The 19,819-nt window shown below is 68.2% G+C and carries 13 protein-coding genes; 5 read left to right on the top strand and 8 right to left on the bottom strand.

Going from position 1 to position 19,819, the window contains the following annotated elements; all coding sequences use genetic code 11:
* The coding region (locus ACWDRB_RS66430) for a sigma factor (RefSeq protein ID WP_449912484.1) at positions 1–275 on the bottom strand (275 nt) is incomplete at its 3' end.
* Between the two features lie 68 nt (positions 276–343).
* Positions 344–784 (bottom strand): aldehyde dehydrogenase family protein, encoded by a 441-nt coding sequence (locus tag ACWDRB_RS66435; RefSeq protein ID WP_449912486.1) that lies wholly within the window; start codon positions 782–784, stop codon positions 344–346.
* On the opposite strand from ACWDRB_RS66435, the gene ACWDRB_RS66440 reads away from it, so the two are divergent.
* The 4 genes from ACWDRB_RS66440 to ACWDRB_RS66455 all read left to right on the top strand — a co-directional run bounded on the left by ACWDRB_RS66440 (position 761) and on the right by ACWDRB_RS66455 (position 5,317).
* Positions 761–1,972 carry an ATP-binding cassette domain-containing protein gene (locus ACWDRB_RS66440; RefSeq protein ID WP_449912488.1) on the top strand — a complete coding sequence of 404 codons (1,212 nt, stop codon included), beginning with the start codon at positions 761–763 and terminating at the stop codon, positions 1,970–1,972. The genes ACWDRB_RS66435 and ACWDRB_RS66440 overlap by 24 nt on opposite strands.
* Positions 1,969–3,351 carry an FtsX-like permease family protein gene (locus tag ACWDRB_RS66445; RefSeq protein ID WP_449912489.1) on the top strand — a complete coding sequence of 461 codons (1,383 nt, stop codon included), beginning with the start codon at positions 1,969–1,971 and terminating at the stop codon, positions 3,349–3,351. The genes ACWDRB_RS66440 and ACWDRB_RS66445 overlap by 4 nt, the downstream gene beginning before the upstream one ends.
* Positions 3,352–3,510: 159 nt before the next feature.
* Positions 3,511–4,485 (top strand): alpha/beta hydrolase, encoded by a 975-nt coding sequence (locus tag ACWDRB_RS66450; protein ID WP_449912491.1) that lies wholly within the window; start codon positions 3,511–3,513, stop codon positions 4,483–4,485.
* 244 nt (positions 4,486–4,729) lie between these two features.
* The gene (locus tag ACWDRB_RS66455; RefSeq protein ID WP_449912492.1) at positions 4,730–5,317 is read left to right on the top strand and encodes an SMI1/KNR4 family protein; all 588 of its coding nucleotides are present in this window, start codon (positions 4,730–4,732) and stop codon (positions 5,315–5,317) included.
* A gap of 208 nt (positions 5,318–5,525) precedes the next feature.
* Here the strand turns inward: ACWDRB_RS66455 and ACWDRB_RS66460 are convergent, their stop codons facing one another.
* From ACWDRB_RS66460 to ACWDRB_RS66485, 6 genes are all read right to left on the bottom strand, one after another.
* Positions 5,526–12,338 (bottom strand): DNRLRE domain-containing protein, encoded by a 6,813-nt coding sequence (locus tag ACWDRB_RS66460; protein ID WP_449912493.1) that lies wholly within the window; start codon positions 12,336–12,338, stop codon positions 5,526–5,528.
* Positions 12,339–12,886: 548 nt separating this feature from the next.
* Positions 12,887–13,501, bottom strand: coding sequence for a hypothetical protein (locus tag ACWDRB_RS66465; protein ID WP_449912494.1), 615 nt, complete (start codon positions 13,499–13,501; stop codon positions 12,887–12,889).
* 176 nt (positions 13,502–13,677) lie between these two features.
* Positions 13,678–14,940, bottom strand: a complete 1,263-nt coding sequence (locus ACWDRB_RS66470) for a hypothetical protein (RefSeq protein WP_449912496.1) — start codon at positions 14,938–14,940, stop codon at positions 13,678–13,680.
* A complete protein-coding gene (locus ACWDRB_RS66475; RefSeq protein WP_449912498.1) occupies positions 14,924–15,772 on the bottom strand; it encodes a hypothetical protein in 849 nt (282 codons plus the stop codon). The genes ACWDRB_RS66470 and ACWDRB_RS66475 overlap by 17 nt, the downstream gene beginning before the upstream one ends.
* A 661-nt stretch (positions 15,773–16,433) precedes the next feature.
* Complete coding sequence (locus ACWDRB_RS66480) at positions 16,434–16,850, bottom strand: hypothetical protein (protein WP_449912500.1); 417 nt, start codon at positions 16,848–16,850, stop codon at positions 16,434–16,436.
* Between the two features lie 124 nt (positions 16,851–16,974).
* Entirely contained in the window at positions 16,975–18,294 is a 1,320-nt protein-coding gene (locus ACWDRB_RS66485) for a serine hydrolase domain-containing protein (RefSeq protein ID WP_449912501.1), read from the bottom strand.
* Positions 18,295–18,548: 254 nt separating this feature from the next.
* On the opposite strand from ACWDRB_RS66485, the gene ACWDRB_RS66490 reads away from it, so the two are divergent.
* Positions 18,549–19,541, top strand: a complete 993-nt coding sequence (locus ACWDRB_RS66490; protein ID WP_449912502.1) for a LacI family DNA-binding transcriptional regulator — start codon at positions 18,549–18,551, stop codon at positions 19,539–19,541.
* Positions 19,542–19,819: the final 278 nt, after the last annotated feature.

Genomic DNA, 19,819 nt, shown 5'->3' on the forward strand with positions numbered 1-19,819 from the left:
CCGAGGTAGGTTTCGCGGCGGACGCGGGCGGACTGGGTGGCGTTGATCGCCAGCCGGGTGGTCGTGGTGGCCAGGAACGCGGCGGGGTCGTCGACCGTGGCGCGGTCGTAGGCCTGCCAGCGCAGCCAGACGTCCTGGACGAGGTCTTCGGCTTCGGTGACGCTGGCGAGCATCCGGTACGCGATCCCGAACAGGCGTGGTCGCACACCGGCGAACACCGCCGCCGCCTGCTCCAGATCGGCCACCGCCATCTCCCCCTGCCCCTCGACTGCCATCTACCGCCTACCCCTCGAACAGCGAGGACAGCCCGCGGCAGGTAACAGTCCCGGGAGATCTCCGCTGGTCAGCTCTGGATGGACTTGGTCTCGAGACACTCCTCGAGGCCGTGGCGGCCGAACTCGCGGCCGTTGCCCGACTGCTTGTAACCGCCGAACGACGCGAGCGCATTCCAGCCGGCGCCGTTGACGTCCACCTGGCAGGTACGCAGCCGGCGGGCGATCGCCATCGCGCGATCGGGGCTGCCGAACACGGCGCCGGTGAGTCCGTACGTCGTGCTGTTGGCGATCTCCACGGCCTGGTCGTCGCCGGTGTACGGGATGATGGTCAGGACGGGGCCGAAGATCTCCTCCTGGGCGATCACGGCGTCCGGCGCGACGTCGGCGAAGATCGCCGGCCGTACGTACGCGTCTCCCTCCAGCCCGTCGGGCCTTCCGGGGCCGCCGAAGACCAGGCGGTCTTCAGCGGCGACCCGGCCCGCCAGGTGAGCGCCGACCCCTTCCGTCACACCGCCGGGAACCTGGTCGAGGTCGGTGACCTCGCCTCGGCACTGGCCGCGCTGGAGGAGATCGTCGAGCAGGGCGAGGGCACCGCCCGCGGCGGCGTCTGGGACGGCGACCAGGACGTCTTCCACCCCGAACGCCAAGAAGTCGGACACTACTACCGCTTCCAGGAGCTCAAGCTCGGCCGCCGCTACCAGCGGGGCGACACCCCGCAGAGCGGGCCCACCGGCGAGGCCATCCAGGTGAACCTGACCGGCGTACCCCCGATGCGGCGCAACCCGCGGCTGTCCGACCACGAGCCGGGCAGTGCCATACATGCTCCGGGACACTACGGGCGCCGGCGATCTCCACGCAGTGAGGTCGTGCGGAGTCCTCCAGGTGGGCTTTTCCCCACCTCGGCACGCGGCTCACCTGTAGTGATCGGATGCGCGGCCAGGCGATGCAATGAACGCATGGCATTCACCCCCGCGGTCACCGCCGAGCGGCTGACCAAGACGTTCGCCACCGGCACCGGCCGGATCGAGGTGCTCAAGGGCATCACCACCGTGATCCCGGCAGGCGCGATGACCGCCGTCGTCGGTCCCAGCGGCTGCGGCAAGTCCACGCTGCTGTTCTGCCTGGCCGGTCTGGAAACCCCCACCACCGGTACGGTCACCGTGCTCGGCGACGATCTCGGCCAGAGCCGCGCCGGAGACGTGGCCCGCCTCTACCGGGACCGGATCGGGTTCATGTTCCAGACCTACAACCTGATCCCTTCCCTGACGGCCCGCGAGAACGTCGTCCTGCCGCAGCGGCTCGCCAGGAAGCCCGCCGACCTGGCCGCCGCCGGCTGCCTGCTGGCAGAGGTGGGGCTCACCGCCCGACACGACACGGGCGCCGCGAAGCTCTCCAGCGGGGAGCAGCAGCGCGTGGCGCTGGCCCGCGTGCTGGCCAAGGACCCGAGCGTGGTGTTCGCCGACGAGCCCACCGGAGCTCTCGACACCGTGACCGCCGCCCTGGTGCTGCGGCGGCTCCGCGCACTGGCCGACGGCAGCCGGACCGTGGTCATGGTCACCCACGACCTGGACGCCGCCGGCCAGGCCGACCACGTCCTGGTCATGCGCGACGGTCTCGTCACCCACGCGCTGGACCGGCCCACCGCCGGCGAACTCCTGCAGATCATGAGCCGGTCCCCGCAGGGGATCGCGTCATGACCCGCCTCGCGCTGGCGGAGCTGCGGGCCGACTGGCGCCTCTGGGCGGGCCCGCTGGCAGTCGTCACCGTCACGGCAGCCCTCGTCGGACTCGCCGCCATGCACTGGTGGTCGGCGGGCAGCCCCGAGGTCGCGGCGGCCGCCGCCCGTGCCGGAACGACCGTGGACGACGTGCGGGCCGCCTCGACCACGCTCTACGTCTGCACCGCCATCGCCGCCGTCACGGTGCTGGGCACGGTGTGCCTGGCGACGGTCGACGCGCTGCGAACCCGCATCGCCCGGTGGCGGCTCGCCGGGGCGCTGCCCGGGCAGATCAGGTGGGCCGTCCTCATCCAGATGGCCGTACTGGCCGTGGCGGGCACAGCGCTCGGCAGCGTCGTCGCCGCGGTCTGCGCCGAGCCGGCGTCCCGCGTGCTCGAGCGCATGGGTGGCGAGCAGGCTGTCGCCGTCGACCTGCGGATGACCGCGAACAGCGTCGCGACCACCCTCGTCGCCACCCTCGGCATCTGCGTCCTGGGCGCGCGCAGGCCCGCGTGGCGCTCGGCCCGCGTCCCGGCCGTGGAGGCGGTCCGCGACGCCGGGACCACGCGCCACGCCATGACCACCCGGCGCTGGTTCTTCGCGGCCGTGATGACGCTGGCCATCGGCGCCCAGATCGTCATGCACGCCTCCCTGAAGGGGCCGGACCAGCTCAGCGCCGGTATGAACAACTCGCTCTTCCTCGGCATCGACGTCACGATCCTGATCGTCATCCTCGCGCCGGCCGGACTGTCGGCCGTGCTGCGCCTGTGGAGCGCCGTACTCCCTGCCCGCCTGTCGAGTGCCTGGTTCCTGGCGCGCCACTCCGCGGCGCACCAGATCACCCGGAGCAGTGCCACCGTCGTCCCCCTCATGGTCGGGGCGAGCCTGTACGGGGTCTTCTTCGGCCTGGCCGGCACCTGGCAGGAGTCGCTCCGGGCCGGTGGATCGGCCCTGCGGCTCAACACCGTCGACACGTACGTGGTCCTCACACCCGTCGCCGCGCTGGGCGCGGTGGGCAGCATCGCCATCGTCTGCCTGACCGCTCGGGGCCGGCAGCGGGAGTTCGCCCTCCTCCGGGCCGCCGGCGCGACCTCGCGGACCATCGTGACCATGACGGTGTACGAGGCCGTCCTCTACACGACGACGGCGATCGTCCTGTCCCTGGCCGGGGTCGCCGCCACCGTACTCGCCACGGCTGTCACCCTGAGCGCCACCGGCCTGCCCTTCACCCCCACGATCGACCTGCGCCAAGCCCTGGCGCTGTGCGCCGTCGCGCTCGCCGGCCTGATGGCGGCCATCATGGTCCCGGGCATCGCCGCCCTCCGGGGCGACACCCGAGAACTCCTCGCCCCCGCTTGAGCCCTGTTCGACGTAACTTCGAGCGCGAGCCTGCCCGCGGCGGAGCCCGCGGACGGTCTGGCAGATGTGCTCACTCAGGTCATGCTCACACGAAAGCCTATTGCGCTACTCTTGGTATCGATACTTAAGGTAGCGAAACTAGCGGGCTGAGGAGGACACATGAGCGAGGTCACCGCAACGGATCGGCCGCCGCTGGGCATCCGGTTGATGCATGCCCTGGGAAAGGAGCCGGACTGGTTGGCGATGACGGCCGAAGAGCTGGTCGTCTTGCGCGAGGCGGTGAACCGCAAGCGGTCGTCCCGCCTGGCCCGGCTGATCACCGGATTTCCGGACCGCGGCGCCACGATCCGGTGGCAGGAGGTGGCGCTGCCCGACCGCAGGCTCCGGGTCCGGGTGTACCGGCCCTCGGCCGGGCAGGCCGGCTTGCCTCTTGTGCTCCACGTGCACGGAGGCGGGTTCGTGGGTACGGCGGTGCAGAGCGACTGGGTCAACAGCCACCTCGCCGCGCGGCTGCCCGCGGTCGTCGTCTCGGTCGAGCACCGCCTCCTCGACCAGGAGACCCCGCTGCCGGCGGTCGTCGACGACGGCTGGGACGTGCTCCGGCACGTGGTGCGGCACGCCGGGCAGTGGGGAGTCGACCCGGCACGGGTCGCCGTCTTCGGCGAGAGCACCGGCGCGTTGGTCACGGCCCTGGCCGCGATCCGGGCCAGGGAGTCCGGTCTGCCCCTGCGGGCGCAGGTGCTGGTCAATGCCGCTGTCGACCTGACCTCGGCGGGGTTCGACCTCGCCTCCATGCGCCGGCACGCCCACGGCCCGGGCCTCACCATGACGCAGATGCGGTTGTTCCAGCGGCTCGCCGTTCCGCCCGGATCGGATCCCCGTACGGTGTCGCCGCTGTACGCCGGCGACCTGGGCGGGCTGGCCCCGGCACTCGTGGTGGTGCCGACCATCGATCCGGTGGCCGACCACGGCCGCTGCTACGCCGAACGGTTGCGGGCGGCCGGCACGCCCGCGCGGCTCACCGAACATCCCGGAGCGACGCACGCGTTCCTCAGCATGCCGGGCGTGGTGCCGCAGGCGAAGGCCGCACGGGCGGAGATCCTCGAGTTCCTCCGAGGGACCCTCGCCGGGTGACGGGTCTCGGACTGCCGGAGAGGATCCGGGCACTTCGTCAGCAGCGAACGCGCCCCCGTCGAACACGCCTTCGCCGACCTCAAGAACTGGCGCATCCTCACCAAGCTGCGCATGGACGCCGCTCAAGCTTAGCCCAATGGATGAACAGCGGGAACTTCCCTGAAGTGAACATGAACACGGCCCAGGCGCCGGCGGTCACCAGGGGCCGCCGTTTGCTGTGTGCTGCAAGCGCAGAAAGCCACTCGTGACGGGTATCTTCTTCACCATGAGTGCCCAATACGCATGGTCTGAACGCTTCCCTGAAAGGCGTCCGGAGGCCGAAGGCCCTGATCGCCCAGCATCGAATACTGAAAGCAATCTGCATCCCCCGGCTGCTGAGGCAGAGGTCCGCCGGCTCGAAGAGCGATTGGGCATGGAGCTGCCGGCGAGTTACCGGCAGTTTCTCCTGTTCGCCAACGGGTGGGGCAACGACGATGACTGCTGCCTGCTGCGTGTCGAGGAAATCGGCTGGCTTCGTGATGTCGACCCCTCGATCGCCGAGAGCTGGTCGGAACCCAAGCCCGAGAACTCATGGAGCGTGCCCGACGAGCTCTACTTCGTCTACGGACGCGAGCAGGTCTCCGGCGACATGAGAGGGGAGTATGTATCCGACACCCTTCTGGTCGGGTATTGGGACGATGGAGTCGTTCTCCTCAACCCCCACGTCAAAACTCCTGAAGGTGAGTGGGAAGCCTGGTATCTCGCGCCATGGCTGGCCGGCGCCAGGCGTTACACGTGTTTCTGGGACCTGATAGCGGACCAGCTCAAAGTCGGCACCAATGGGGTGCGCTAGATCGGTGCCAAGTCGGGGCCGGGAGATTTAGTCGTCAGTGTGCTGGTCGATGGTGGGCCAGGGCATCACTTAGCGGGGATGGGCAGGGAGTCGATCGGCGGCCGTCGTGGGCCGTAGGAGCCTGGAGCGCAGCTTGCCGACTTTGGCCGCGCTTGAGTGCCGGTTCGAGACTGATCTCGGACTCGGCACCCAAGCGTCGCGCCGATAACTACTCGATCATCACCCAGAAAGAGTTCTCATTGCCGACTCGGAATTCGGCGTAGAATCTTTTCAGGGCATTGCCCTGGTCTCGGTTTTGCTTTGCGTTGAGCGCCCGAATCGAGAAGTCCCACTCAGTGCTCGCGGCTCCCTCCAAGGTGGCCGCGAATGGATACTCGTCGCAGTTCAGGTCCTTCCACCTGGCCCCGGGGGCAGTGTACTTCTCCTCCCATTGATAGTACTTGCAGTAGTTGCTGGACGGGTCGTCCGGCCACTGATAGTCCTTCTCGTTGCCGCGGTCGGCAACGAATGCGCGTCTTGAGAAGACGAGCCGGTTTTCTGTATTCTTTTCATCGCTGGTGGTCCTGTGCAGCGGTTCGCCCGCATCGCTCCCGACAGGAGCCGCCCAGTTCCCGGGGATGCGCTTGGGCTGCTCAGTGCCGAGGATGGCCTTCTTCGGCGGATTCGGGACCTCGAACTCCCCTGGGCGTTTAGGCGGGTAAGTATTCTTGTTCGTCGCGGGGTTGAGAGCATCCTTGATGTGCAGGGCCACCTCTGGAAACTCCGTGCCACTCTTCGTGGACATAACGAATACGCGTTTCGACCTGGTGTTGATACAGCCGCCGACGCGATCCTCGACCTGCGGGTCGCCCGCGCCGAACGCGAGGCTGTCGCAGCGGAAGTGGGGCATCCACCGCTTCCAGCCCACGGGCACACCGTTACCCTCGCGTGCGACGCCGACCCACTCGCCCCTGACGTCAATGACCTTCTGGCTGAAGAGGGGCAGACGCAACCACTCGGACCCGGATTCGGTGTAGAACACGACCTCCGGATGGAACGCGCAGGTGACCACGCCCGGATCATCAATGTTCGTTCGAATGTTGAAGATATCGAACGGGCTGGATTGCCAGGTAGAGATGTCCTTCTTCTTCTCGCCGTCGCCGGTGGTGCAGCCCTCGTCTGTGAGGGGAGGATCCGGAATATACAGTCTCGTTGTGATGGGCAGGTCATTCAGCTGGTTTCCAGGTTTGATCACCTGCCCGTCTTCACCGATGAGCGCGAAATCATCGAGCTGGATGAACATCTTCATGTCCGTCGGCTTGACGCCGGTTCCGGCTCCGCCCACCACGCTGGTCCCGGTTGCGTTTCCGAGATAGCTGTGGATGACCACCGTGGCCCGGAAGCGGAGGGCGAGGTCTTCATCGAACGGCTCAGCCATCTGCTTGCAGGCCCAATTGAGGATCGGATTCTTCTTGAACGCGCTCTTGCAGCCGGCTTTGATCAATCTGCCGCTCGACTCGTCCTCTATGTAGTCGTTCACTTGGAGGTAGGAGGACCAGCAGGAGTTGTACGGCAGCTCACGGATTCGCGCATCGTACTCGCCATGCCCGGTTTCGCTTCCGCTGACCTGGCATGTTTGCAGATTGATCCGCTCGTAATCAAAGCCGCCGGTCGCAGCCGTGGCCTGAGTAGCCGCGGCCTTCTGCGGTGCGGGCACAGCCACAGCCACAGGCGACGGCGCCGGGGCCATCACATTGGCGACCTCATCAGCGCTGAACGGGCGTTGATAGATCTGAACCTCGTCGAGGCCGCCTGCCATCGCCGCGCCGATCCGTAGCGGGGCCAGGGCGTTCCAGGCGGGGAAGGACAACTGCGCGGTCCCGGCCTGTGCCCCGTTCAGGTACAAGGTGGCGGTACGGGTGTCCGCGTCGTACACGCCGGCCAGGTGGAACCACTCATCGACGGGCGGCTCCACCCCCGACAGAACACCCTCGACTGTCGCGTCTGTGGCGTCGGCATTGGTGAAGGTGAACACCAGTCCGTGGTCGGGGGTGTTGCCGAGCCGGAACGGCGCCTGGTGGGTGCCCTTTTGCTCAAGGACGGTGTAGTTGCCGTCCTTGTCGTTCCAGCGCAGCCAGGCGGCGGTGGTGAAGCTCTGGTCGGTGCGGATCACCGCGCCGGCCGTCTGGGCCAGAGGTTCCTCGCCCGGCTGGACGACGTCTACGGTGACCTGCTGCCAGTCCGACCAGGCCGAGGAGGCGTCACCGGCGACTGCGCGCAGCCGCCAGCGGACCTTCCATCCGTCGGCCAGCTTGTCGTCGGGGACGGCGACCGAGGCTTGGCTGCCGGAGGCGACGTTGTCCACGGCGCCGGTCCAGATCTGGCCGGTACCCTGCCCTCCGGGTGCGGCCGGGTCGTGTTCGATCTCGGCCTCGGCCCGCAGCGCCTGGCCGGCCGGGTGGGTGAGGGTGGCCTGCAGCGTGGGGGTGAGCGAGTCGGTCACCGTCACGCCGTCCACCACCTTCGACGGGGTGACGGTCAGGCCGGTGATGGCGGGCTTGGGCAAGCGGACGGTGAAGGACTGCCAGTCCGACCAAGCGGAGGCGGCGGTGGCGGAGACCGCGCGGGCCCGCCAGCGTACCTTCCACTCGTCGGTCAGTGTGTCCGCCGGGACGGCGATGCTCGCCTGAGTGCCGGACGGGACGTTGTCGGCGCTGCCGGCCCAGATCTGGCCGGTGCCCTGCCCGGTGGCGGCGGGGTCGTGCTCGATCTCGGCCTCGGCGCGCAGCGGTCTGCCTGCCGGGTCGCTGACCTGGGCGAGCAGGGCCGGGGTGCGGGTGGGGGTGATGGTGGTGCCGTCCACCTGCGTGGACGGGGTGACCTGCAGCGCGCCGACGGCCGGTTCGGAGACCGGGTCGGGCACATCGATGGTCAGGTTCTGCCAGTTCGACCAGGGTGAGCCGACGGTGGTGGCGGTGTTGATCGCGCGGGCCCGCCAGCGTACCTTCCACCCGTCGGTCAGCTTGTCCGCCGGGACGGTCGCCGTGGCTTGGGCGCCGGAGGCGACGTTGTCGAGGCTGCCGGTCCAGATCTGGCCGGTGCCCTGCCCGGTCGCGGCCGGGTCGTGTTCCAGTTCGAACTCCGCCCGTACCGGCTGGGTGGCTGGGTCGGTGACGGTGGTGCGCAGGGCCGGGGTCAGGCTGGTGGCGACGGTGACGTCGTTCACCACCTGGGAGGGGGTGACCTGGAAGGCACTGACGGTCGGGTTGGGCACGTCGACGGTGGCGGTCTGCCAGTCCGTCCAGGCCGAGGTGGTGGAGGCGGTGGCGTTGGCCGCGCGGGCCCGCCAGCGGATCTTCCAGCCGTCCGTCAGTCTCCCGGCGGGGACGCTGACGGCGGCCTGGCCGCCGGAGGCGATGGCCGGTGAGGCGCCGGTCCAGATCTGGCCGGTGCCCTGTCCGGTGGCGGCCGGGTCGTGTTCGACCTCGAACTGGCCGGTGAGGGTGCCGGTCGCGGGGTCGGCGACGGTCGCGGCGAGTTGCGGGGTGAGCGAGCCTGCCACGGTGACGCCGTTCACCGTCTGCGCCGGTGTGATGGCCGGGGCGGAGACGGCCGGTTGCGAGGCCGGGCCGCTGGTGGTGACGGTCAGGGTGGGCGGCTGGTTGAAGTCGGTGTCTTCGGAGGAGGTGAACACCCGGTAGTTGTTGATGTTCGCCTCGCCGGGTGACTTGAGCACCAGGCCGTGGTCGGCGGCGCCGGCTGCCCAGTCCTGGGCGATGCCGGTGACGTTCCACTCCATGCTGTCCGGCCAGGTGGCGCAGTCCTGGTTGACGCCCTTGAAGTTGGTGGAGGCGTCCTCGGTGGTGAGGGCGGGCTTGGTGGCCCAGTACATGCCGGTCGGATCCCATGCGCTGGTCAGCCGGGCGACCTGGATGCCGTTGGTGAGCGCAGGGCCACAGCCTTGGCTGTCGAGGGTGTTCATCGACAGTTTGGCGTCGGTCACTGTGCTGCCCGGCAGGCCCGTGGTGTCGAACTTCAGGTGCACCCGCATCTTCATCCCGCCGGTCATGGTGCCGGCCATGACATTCGGGCTGCCCGAGTAGGCGGGCGAGTCCACGTCGAGCGTGCTGACATCGACGTCGGCGGATACCGGCAGAGTGAGCGCCGCGGCCACTCTCACCGGGTAGGTGGTGCCGGCGTCGGCCAGGAACGCCTGGTCCGGCTTGACCACCAGCTCCGTACGGCCGTCCTTGGTGACGACGTCCGTGTCGGCTTCACCACGCTTGGCCGGCCGGCTCTTGCCGCTGCCGTCCAACATGACCGGCCGCGCCGCTGCGGCGACCAGCTTCTTGTCCTGGCCCTTCAGCAGCAGCCGGCCGCCCTTGCCCTCGGCAAGGGTCAGGCCCTCGTCGTCGACGCCGATCCGCAGCTCCAGCGGCTTCGACGGCCGCTGCCGCAGCACCACCTCATGCCGGAACCCGGCCGGCAACGCCGTCACCACCAGGTCGGTCCCGGTACCGGCGGCGTCGGTGTAGGTGGCCACACTGCCCTTGACGGTCGGCTTGGGCAGCGGCGTCGGCCAACGCAGCGCGTACGACTTGCCATCGGCGGACATCTTCACGAACGGATCCGTGCCACCGGCGGAGATCTCCACGACCGCGCCCTCGGCGAGGGTCTTGGCCCGCAGCTTGCCGCCCTGCTCAGCCAGGGTGGTGTCGATCGGCACCCAGCCGCCGCCTTGCCTGGCCCGTACCGGACCGGCCGTGACCTGGGTCTTGAACGTCTTCCCGTCCGGCTGCGCGTGGGTGATGCTGGTCGCGGTCGTCTCGTCGGCGACCTCGACCGCCTTGCCTTGCTGGGCCGCTGTACGGGAGGCGGCGACCCGCGCCTGCGACGGCACGTTGGAGATCGCGTTCCCGCTCTTGCCGACGGTCCACTCCGCCGTGTCGTTCAAGCTTGCCTCGTGATCGTTGCCCGACGAGTCGGCAGCGGTACGGCCGTCCCCTTCATCAAACGCCCAACGCGCGGCTGCCTGATCGATGGTGCGGAAGGACCAGGTGTAGGGAGCCATCTCGTTCTCCCACACGTCGATCGCTCCTGAGACCTCAACCGTGTAGGTTGCGCCGGGGTGAAGCGGCTGCGTGGGAGTGAAAGTCGCGATCTTCTTGGTGTCGTCCAGCATGGTAGTGCCCTGGATCTGGGTACCCTGCGGGCTTCTCACCACGAACTCTGGGTCGAAGATCTCCTCAGAGAACGTCACCCGGACATGGGCGTCCAGGGATACGTCGGTGGCGCCGCTCGTCGGCTCTGTCGCCCGTACCCGCGGCGGTGTTGTGTCCTCACCGCCTGGATTGGTGGTGTCGTCGCTGTCGCCGGGATCCGGCAGCGCGGGGGAAAGCTTGTCGGTTCCGATCAAGGTGCCTGCACTGTCACGCTGATCTTCATTTGCAGCGATCAGCTCACCGCTCAGCTGCTCGATCGGCTCGTCGAGTTCCGGCGTGTAGACGGACTTGGTGAGGGCTTCCTCGTATTCAGGAATCGAGGTGAGCGGCTCACGTGAGGTGGTGACCACCGTTTCCTGGCGTGGTGGCACCGGCGGCTCGAAGTCCACGCTGAGCCTGGGGGCGTGCGCGGGGGAGGGGTAGGTGGACTCGCGGGTGCGGTAGCGCCGCCAGTTGGTGACGTCGGACTCGCTGCCCGCGGTGAGCTGGATGCCGTAGTTCGGCTCGCCGTTCGCCCAGGCCTGGACGATCCCGTTGACCGAATGGATGAGGTCCCATTCGTAGTTGTACGCCCCGGTGCAGTTGGTGCTGTTGTAGGCGCCGTACTCGGTGTTCGCGCCTGTGTTGGTGACCGATGGCTGGTTGGACCACGTCATCTCCAGCTCGTCCCAGTCGGAGGTGACGCGCCGGGCGGTGATGCCCGATCCGACGTAGAGCCCGCAGTCGCTGGACAGGTGGTTCCACAGCGTCAGGTCCGCGTTCTCGATCGTCGAGCCCCAGAACGGGTCACTGTCCGCGGGCAGCGGGAACTGGATGTAGCTGCGCCAGCGCACACCGCCGTCGTTGGACTTGCCGACCAGGATCCGGTCGAGGTTGAAGTTGGACCAGCTGTCGGGGTAGGTCGAGTCGTTGACGAAGGTGTCCATCGGCTCGCCGTCGTACGGCGCGCTCACCCCGTCGGGGCAGTAAGTGCTGGACGGCGTGTCGATCTCACACTCGTACCAGTCGTCATCGACGGCGGCCATGGTCACCGGGTACACCGTCGCCGGATCGGCGAGGAACGCAGGGTTCGGGCTGTAAACCAGGTCCGAGCCGTCCAGGGTGACGGCCGCTCTGCCGACCTTGGCGGCCTCCAGGTCGCCGCTGGGGTCCGCGGCGACCGCGTCCAGCAGGGGCGCCGGCCGGATGTCGAGGAACGTCTTGCCGTCCTCGGTCTTCAGCGTCGGCTGGCCCTTGTCGCCCTTGCCGAACGAGAGCCCCTTGGGAGGTTCCACGGGGATGCGGAAGGTCACCGGCTGGGCCGGGCGTTCCCGGATGACGATCTGCTGCCGGAACCCGGTCGGAGTGGCGGTGACCACGAGGTCGATGCCCTTGCCGTACGCCGATGCGTACGTGGCGGTGTTGCCCTTGAGGGTCGGCTTGGGCAGCTTGCCGGAGGCGCTGACGCGGACGATGGCCTTGTCGCTCTTGCTCTTGATCGCTGTGGTGTCGCCGCCGGCCGACAGCGTCAGGTCGCCCTTGACCACCTTAGGTCTGATGACGCCGCCGGTTTCGACGAGGGTGGTATCGATCGGGGTGAAGCCATCGCCGTTCTTGACCCGGACCGGCTCCAGGTTCAGCTCCATGCGGAGCGTCTTGCCGTCGGGGTTGGCGTAATAGGTGGTGGTTTCCGAGCGCAGAGACTCGATCTCGACGCGCCGGTTGTCCTTCTTGGCCTGTGCCAGCGCCTTGCCGGCGGGCGTGGCGGGGGCGCTCGGCGGTGGCGTGTTCGTGGTGGTGGTGGGTGGTGTGGGGCCCTGGGCGACCGCGGGTGCGCTCATGAGGGAGAGCGGCATGGTCAGGGCCGCGATCAGGGCAGCGCGGCGGCGCGTCCGGCTGGATAAGCCGGACGCTGTTCGTGATGGGTTCACTCGAGCCTTTCGAACAGATGTGGCAAAACGGAGTGATCATCACATAGGTTGTGATCTTATGTAAAGATCCTTTTCAGCGACGGGAGGCGGGTTCCGTCAGCATCGGAATCATGCAGCCGGCGGGGTGCGCGATGTGGTCACTGATCTGGGGTTGGTGTATCTCCAGAAGCGCTGTCGACGTGCAGCGCTGCACATCGACTACGGCGCGGGCTCCTTGGTCGGTGAACAGCTGATTCGCTGGTCGGGCTCAATGGGCTAATTCCATCCTGAAATCGAGGCAGCCGGTAGCGATCAGGGGCAAGTGGCTTCGCATCGAAGGGGCCAGGGGTTCGAATCCCCTCATCTCCACTGGCGTTCCGTCTTCGATCATGCGGCGCAGATCGTCGAAGGGCGGTCGGTAGGCGACATCGGTGACCCGGCCGCCCCTGATCTTTATGGGGTGCCCGATTCCCCGGCGACTACCGCCACCGGCCTAACAGCGCCATCTGGTACGGGGGAGCGACGACGGGGAGTTTGGTGAGCGAGCCGGTTCTGATATCGGCGGCGTAGTAGCCGTTGTATGTCCTGGCCAGGAGGTGATCGGCGTCGAGCCATTGCCTGGTTGCCGGGATCGGGAAGTTTCGCACCGCCTCACCGGTCACGAAGTCGATGAGCGTGAAGCCTCGGACCGCGATGAACTTGCCGTCGGGCGAGAGCGAAGGCTCGTCGTTGCGGTTGAGGTGCTTGAAGACGCGCGGTTTCTTGCCTGGAGAGACCCAGCGCAGGTCACTGTCGCCCTCGCAGTGTCGTGCTCCGAGTACTCCGGAAGAGGTCACGCCGTAGAGGCGGCAGACGTTCTTGATGATCTTGGTTTCGCCGGTGTCAAAGTTGGTGATCGTGGTTTCCGCCACCGCCTCTGGAGAGGTGGCGAAGAACGTGCCGTCGCCCGAGACGGCCAAGCGCGGCTCATCCTCGCGGACCCGGCCTGCCGGCTTCGCGTTGAGCTGCCGGATCTGGCCGGTACGCAGGTCGAGCGCGACGTAGTGGCCGAAGGCGTTGTCGACGTAGACGACGCGGTGGCCATCGCGGCTCACGCCCACGATCTTCCTGACATTCTGGATTGCCACGTCCTGGCCGGATGCGAGATGGGCGATGTCTGATGTGCTGATCCAGCGGACGGGGGACTGAGTGGGCGCGAACGGGCGCGGCCCCTCGGGAGCGGGGGAGGAGCAAGCCGTCAGCAGGAGTGCCGCCAGGGCGAGTGGGACCTTCATACCGCTCCGATCGTGATGTCGTCCCCGGCCACCTCCGGAGCGTACGGCACCGGCCGGGTCGCGCCGCTGAGCACGTTCATGAGGTAGACGGCGGCTGAGCGGTACCCAGGCGCATACAGCAGCACCTCGCCTGGCCCCGTCCACCGGTAGATGCGCCTGAGCTCGGCGGTCGGTGGCAACTGCGCGTCGACCTTGCGCAGCACCCCGCCGTTCTGGCCGAGGACCAGGACACGCCGGCCGGAGAGTACGGCGATCTCCTTGCCATCCGGGGATACGGCCGGCCGCCGGTCGGATTCCAGTTCCGCGGACTGTGCCTTGGCGATCACTGAGCCGTCCAACGCCACGATCTTGACCCCGTTGGAGGAGCGGTCCATCACCAGATGGCCGCCCGCCCATCCCAGGAGAGAATCGTCGTCCTCGATGCGTATGACGGTGCCCGACCGCGTGTCGGCGACGACCACTTCTTCTGCTGGTGTTTGTTCCATGGCCAGATAGCGGCTGTCGGGAGAGAAAGACAGGTCGACCTCGTAGAAGGCGGTTGGAACAGGAAGGATCGCACCGGTCGTGACGTCGTGGATCACCACCTGCATCCGGGCGAGGCTGTAGTAGGCGAGTTTGCGGCCATCCGGGCTCACCTGCACGTCGGTTTGCGGCAGCGCGTCCGGTAGCCGCCAGCGCCGTCCCGACGTGTCGACCACGAGCCATCCTTCGGACGGATCTGCTGAGGCGAACGGCTCGATCCGATCGGGAAACAGCCCATCCCGCACCCGCATGCCGTACCGGATGGGCTCGGCTGCCGCGACAGGCAGAACCGGCAGCAGCGGCGGCTTTCGAGCTGTGAGCGGGAGCACGGCAGCTGAGCCGGCCACGCTGAGCAGGCAGAGGCAGGCGACGAGTTTCGGGAAGCGCGTCGGCGCCGGTCCCGGTGTCGTGGCCGCCTCCCGAAGCCGGGCGGCGAGCGCCGCCCTTTCCTGCTCCGGTACGGCAAGCGCTCGGACCTCGGCCTGACTCAACCCGCACAACTCGGCCGTGTCCTGCTCGTCCCATCCCTCATGCAGCGTCGCTACCAGCACTGCCCGTTGCCGCCGAGACAAGCCCCGACCCCAGGTGGGCGCATCCCAGACGCGCAGCGGAGACAGGAAGCGGCGAAACATCCGGAAATAGCTGGCAGGCGTGCCGCTGCCTGCGGCGAGTCTCGCCGCCGATTGACCGGCGAGTAGGGAAGCGGCCCGTGCCTGCCGTTCAGCCCAGCCAGTCATTACCCGCCCCGGGCCAGGCGATGTAAGGGATCCACTGGTCTGGCAACGCCGGGTCGTGTCGCGTGTCGCCCGTCCTCACGTCAACGAGCCGGTACGGCGAATCCTCGACGATGACCTCGTGATCGTTGAACCAGGCGATGATGCGGGTATCGTTTCTCCTGATCAATTTGATCTTCTTGCCGGACGTGGCGTCGCTGATGAGGACCCCGTCGGAGTCGTATGAGGCCACAAGCCGAAGATCGGGCGAAACCAGCCCGCCGGTTAGTTCGCCAACGAACGCGCCCGTACCATCGCGCCGAACGGTCACGAGCCGGGCTTCCTCCCCATGGCGTGCGCAGCCGGGCACACCCCAAACGACAGTGTCGGACAGTCCGTACACCTTGCAGATATCGGTGATCGTGCGCCGCTCGCCGGTCCGGAGGTTCGCGATCAGCGTGCGGTCCCGATGGGAGACCGTGACGTCCCGGCCGTCGAAGGAGGTGTTCAGGGCGGTGATTCGGCCCGCGTCGGTGAGGTCGTGCACCGCTTCGTCCCGCAGGTCGCGTGCCCGAATACGGCCGTCCTGAACGTAGACGATCGTGTGACCGTCGCCGCTGACGATGAGGGGGTTGTCTGCCTGGATCTCGTTGAGCGTGAGCGTCTGTCCGGATCGCAGACGAAGTGCCCAGCCCTGGTCGCCGATGGGATCCCCGTACAGGATCGGCTCAGTCGTGAGGGCCTGCGGCCACAGGATGTAGACGCTGTAGCCAACGATGAGTAGGAAGGCCGCGGCGAGGCGGCCTATTCGGTCGCGACGCCCGCGGCGTGCTAATCGGGTCCAGGTGCCGGGCACACCGCTGATCGTAGGGAAGGAGATGTCGTGGTGGAAGCCGGGGCGGCTCAGGCGGTCGTGTACGTCGGCCAGGCGTGGTGCCGCCCGATGGCGATCAAGGCGATTTACAGGTCTTCCCAAGGGGACGCATGGGATATATGACTGCCGATCATGGCGTACGCGCGAGGTTCTCGACGCGTTCCTGGGCGGGCTCGACAACGCTGACGTGCGGGCGTTCATCTACCCGGTGTGGTGGGCCGACCGCCCGGCACGGCCCAAGGGCTTACCGCGGCGAGCGGGCGCGGTCGAGCGAGTTCGTCGTGTTCGGCGGTTCGCTGTTGCGCAATGGCGAGAGTGCCGGCGGCCCTGAGCACCGGGCCGCCCTCAGAGCTGGGCACCTGACACGGGCAGCCGAGTTGGCCTGGTCTCTCTGACCGGCGGCGGATCAAGGACACAGGAGCAGCCCGGTCGATGATCGCCGGGCCGGGCCGTGTCGCACCCCCCACCCGCCCGGGACGCCGGCCGATGGCCCGTTGATCGACGAGGTGGTGGGCCCGCTGATGTCCACCCCGCCGGCGCGGGCGGGCGAGGAAAGGCCCGGCGCGAGGGGCGCCGGGCCTGGGGGACCGCCGTCCGGAGGCGGATCAGGAGATGGAGCGGCTCAGAATAGAGCTGAAACGGCTTAGTAGATGCGGTACTTGCGGCCGCAGTTGTCGAACTTGCCGGCCCAGCAGGTGAACGTGTAGACCTTCTTGATCCCCTTGCCGCTCCAGCTCCCGACCACCTTGCCGTCGAACGAGCGGTTGAACTTGTGCCAGCTGCCGTTCTGGTAGAACTCGAACCACACCCAGCCCTTCTTGCCGCCGACCTTGTCCACGCCGTACCACTTCGTGTGGACCACGTGGCCGCTCTTCCACGTCTTGCCGAACGTGTAGGCCTTGCGGTCACCGGAGAAGAACTTCCCCCAGCTCGTCCCCGTCGAGGTGGTGGCAGCAGTGGTGGTGGCGGCGGTGGCGGCCTGGGCGGCGACCGGGCTCAGGGCGAGGCCGGTGACGGCCATCGAACCGGCCAGAGCCGCGATCGCAAGGGTCTTACGCATTGGGTTCCTCCCCGTTTGTCGTGCACCGGTTGATCCGGCAGCAGGGACATTACGGAGATTCCATGCGATCAACTGTGGACAAATCCGCACTCCGAGAGTGATGGGCAACACACCTGCCAGGCGATCAACGGACCGCGGCAGCGAGCCTGTCCGCCGGGAACGGGGTGAGCGGGAGCCGGGAGGACTTGGCCTGGGGCGCGGTGGTGCCGCACAGGGACAGGAACAGGTGGTCGACCAGGGCGAAGTCGATCGGGCTCGGTACGATCTCGCCGTTCTCGTCGATCCGCTGGTACTTCGCGAGGTTGATCCCGAAGGACAGCTGGCGGCTGCCGTCCGGGCTGGACAGTGACTGCGTGATCATCCCGAACACGCCCCCGTCGTGACCCCAGAAGCGGCCGCACGGCAGGTCGAGGGAGTAGAGGCCGAGGCCGTAGTTGATCGCGGCCCCGCCGGCCAGCACCGTCACCGTCTTCTGCATCTCGGCGACCTGCGCGGCGCCGACCAGCTCGCCGCGCAGCAGCGCGCGGTAAAAGCGGTTGAGGTCGTCCATCGTGGACACGATCGCGCCTGCCGTCCCGCCCCACGACATGTTGTAGACGCTGTAGTCGCGCGGCGGGTCGATCAGGCCGAACAGCGACTCGTACGCCTTGGAGTGCGGCCCCGGGATGACCGGGGTGCGCGGGAAGGACGTGTGCCGCAGGCCCGCCTTGCGGATGACGTTGCGGGTGATGTACCGCTCGGCGTCCGTGCCCGTCACCTTCTCCAGGAGCAGGCCGGCCAGGATGTAGTTGGTGTTCGAGTACGACCCGGGGATCGCCCCGGGCTCGCCGGTCGGGGCGGCGGCCAGGCCCATCCCGACCAGTTCCTTCGGGGTGAACGTACGGAAGCGGTTGTCGTCCAGGCTCTTGGCCGAGCCCTCCAGTAGCGACGGGAACGCCGAGCCGATGTAGTCGCCGATGTGGCTGGTGTGGTTGAGCAGCATCCGTACGGTGATCCGCTGGCCGCGGTCGCCGGGGACGAGGTCGGGGAGGTAGCGGCCGATCGGGGCGTCCAGGTCGATGGCGCCGCGCGCCACCTGCTGGAGGACGGCCACCGAGACGAACGTCTTGGTGATGCTGCCCACCCGGTGCACCATGTCAGGCCGTACGGGGCGGCGCGTGTCGACATCGGCCACGCCGGACGCGCCCTGCCAGGTCTGACCCTGGTCGCGAACCTGCGAGTAGATGCCGTACATGCCCGCCTCGTGGACGGCGTCCAGGGACTTCCGGAGCGCCTGCCGGTCCAGCCCGCCGTCCTGGCTCGTCCCGGTGGCGCTCGTCGTCTGCGCGGCGGCCGGTGCGGTGAGGGTCGCCGCGGCGAGCACGGCCCCCATCCCGGTCGCGAGGGCCAGCCGCCTGGCACGGCCCACGGTCGATAGCAGTGTCCTGAATCGGAGGGATGTCATGGTCGTCAGCATGATTGAGCCGGGCTCGTGAGGTTAGTCCGCTGTGTCACCGGGTCCCCATGAGCCGTGTCACCGGGTCCCCATGACACGGGTCATCCCGAACCCATGACACTCTCGGCCTTACGGACGATGTGCCTGGCGGGTGAGCAGGCCCGCCGATCCGGTACGGGTACTCTTCTAAACCGGTCTGTTCACCGTCGGAAAGGACACTGCGGATGCCCCATGCGGCGAGGCCCACGGTCACGCTGCACGACGTGGCCGCGGCGGCCGGAGTCTCGATCTCCACCGCGTCCAGGGTCCTGGGCGGCAGCACGCGTAAGGTGGCGCCCGAGAACGAGGCCCGCGTGCTGGCCGCGGCGGCGGCCCTGCGGTACACGGTGGACGCCTCGGCCAGGGCGATGCGCCGGGCCAGCGACTCGATCGCGCTCGTCGCCGACGACCTCACGACGCCGTCCATGGCCATGGTCGTGGCCGCGATGGAACGCGAAGCCCGTACGGCCGGCGCGTTCGTCACCGTCTCGTCCACCATGGGAGCGGTCGAGCGGCAGCTCGAGACGGTCCGGGTGCTGCGCTCGCTGCGGCCGCGCGCGCTGGTGCTGACCTCCAGCCGGTTCATGGCGAACGCGCTCGGCGGGCGACTGCTGAAGGAGCTCGGTTCGTACGAACGGGAGGGCGGCCGGGTCGTCATCGTCGGCGAGACGGACATGACTTTCGACGCGATCGGATTCGACGATTTCGCGGCCGGGCACTCGGCGGGCGCATTCGTGGCGGAAACCGGGCACCGGCGGGTGGCGATATTCGGCGGCGCTCGCGAGCTTCGCAACATGGGCTCGCGTACGGCCGGTTTCATGGCCGGACTTCGCGCCGGGGGCTTTGACGATCGGGATATCCGGATCGTTTATTGCGATGTCAGCCGCCAGGGCGGATTCGACGCGGCGCGGCGGCTGGCGGGGGAGGGGATGTCCGGCACGGACGCGGTTCTCGCGGTCAACGACACCGTCGCCATCGGCGCGATGTCGGGATTTCGCGCCGCCGGGCTGGCGGTTCCCGAGGACGTTTCCGTGACGGGCATCGACGATATTCCGCTCGCCGGGGATGTGACGCCGCGATTGACGACCGTCGCACTTCCGCTGGCGCAGGCGGGGGTGGAGGCGATCCGTTTCGCACTGGGAAATGCGGGTGCGGGACGGCGGCTCACCCTGGAAGGGCGGCTGATCGTGCGCGAAAGCACCCGCCCGAGGAAATAACCCCTTCCTTCGCACGCGCTTGTGCCCGCTTCCGGGGATGGCGGCGGTGGCGGCACCGGGCCCGCCGAGTTGCGTTCGGCGGGTGGTGGCGCTGGCGGATTCGCGAGGGGGGCTCGGTCCCGGGAGCGCCGGTCGATGGTGGTGGTGCTGGGGCCGTGAGTGCTGCCCAACGCGGTCATCACGTGTTATCCGGGGTGGGAAGAAACCGTCTGCAACGCAGCGTAAGCGACCTTCTGGGATGTCTCGTCGTTCCTTGCGTACGGATTATCTGAGGTCTC

The sequence above is a fragment of the Nonomuraea sp. NPDC003707 genome (assembly GCF_053587055.1).

What these genes read in the sequence shown, in the direction of transcription:
- ACWDRB_RS66485 (WP_449912501.1), bottom strand. Translation starts at nt 18,294, where the DNA reads ATGACATCCCTCCGATTCAGGACACTGCTATCGACCGTGGGCCGTGCC.
- ACWDRB_RS66470 (WP_449912496.1), bottom strand. Translation starts at nt 14,940, where the DNA reads ATGACTGGCTGGGCTGAACGGCAGGCACGGGCCGCTTCCCTACTCGCC.
- ACWDRB_RS66480 (WP_449912500.1), bottom strand. Translation starts at nt 16,850, where the DNA reads ATGCGTAAGACCCTTGCGATCGCGGCTCTGGCCGGTTCGATGGCCGTC.
- ACWDRB_RS66460 (WP_449912493.1), bottom strand. Translation starts at nt 12,338, where the DNA reads ATGAGCGCACCCGCGGTCGCCCAGGGCCCCACACCACCCACCACCACC.
- ACWDRB_RS66445 (WP_449912489.1), top strand. Translation starts at nt 1,969, where the DNA reads ATGACCCGCCTCGCGCTGGCGGAGCTGCGGGCCGACTGGCGCCTCTGG.
- ACWDRB_RS66450 (WP_449912491.1), top strand. Translation starts at nt 3,511, where the DNA reads ATGAGCGAGGTCACCGCAACGGATCGGCCGCCGCTGGGCATCCGGTTG.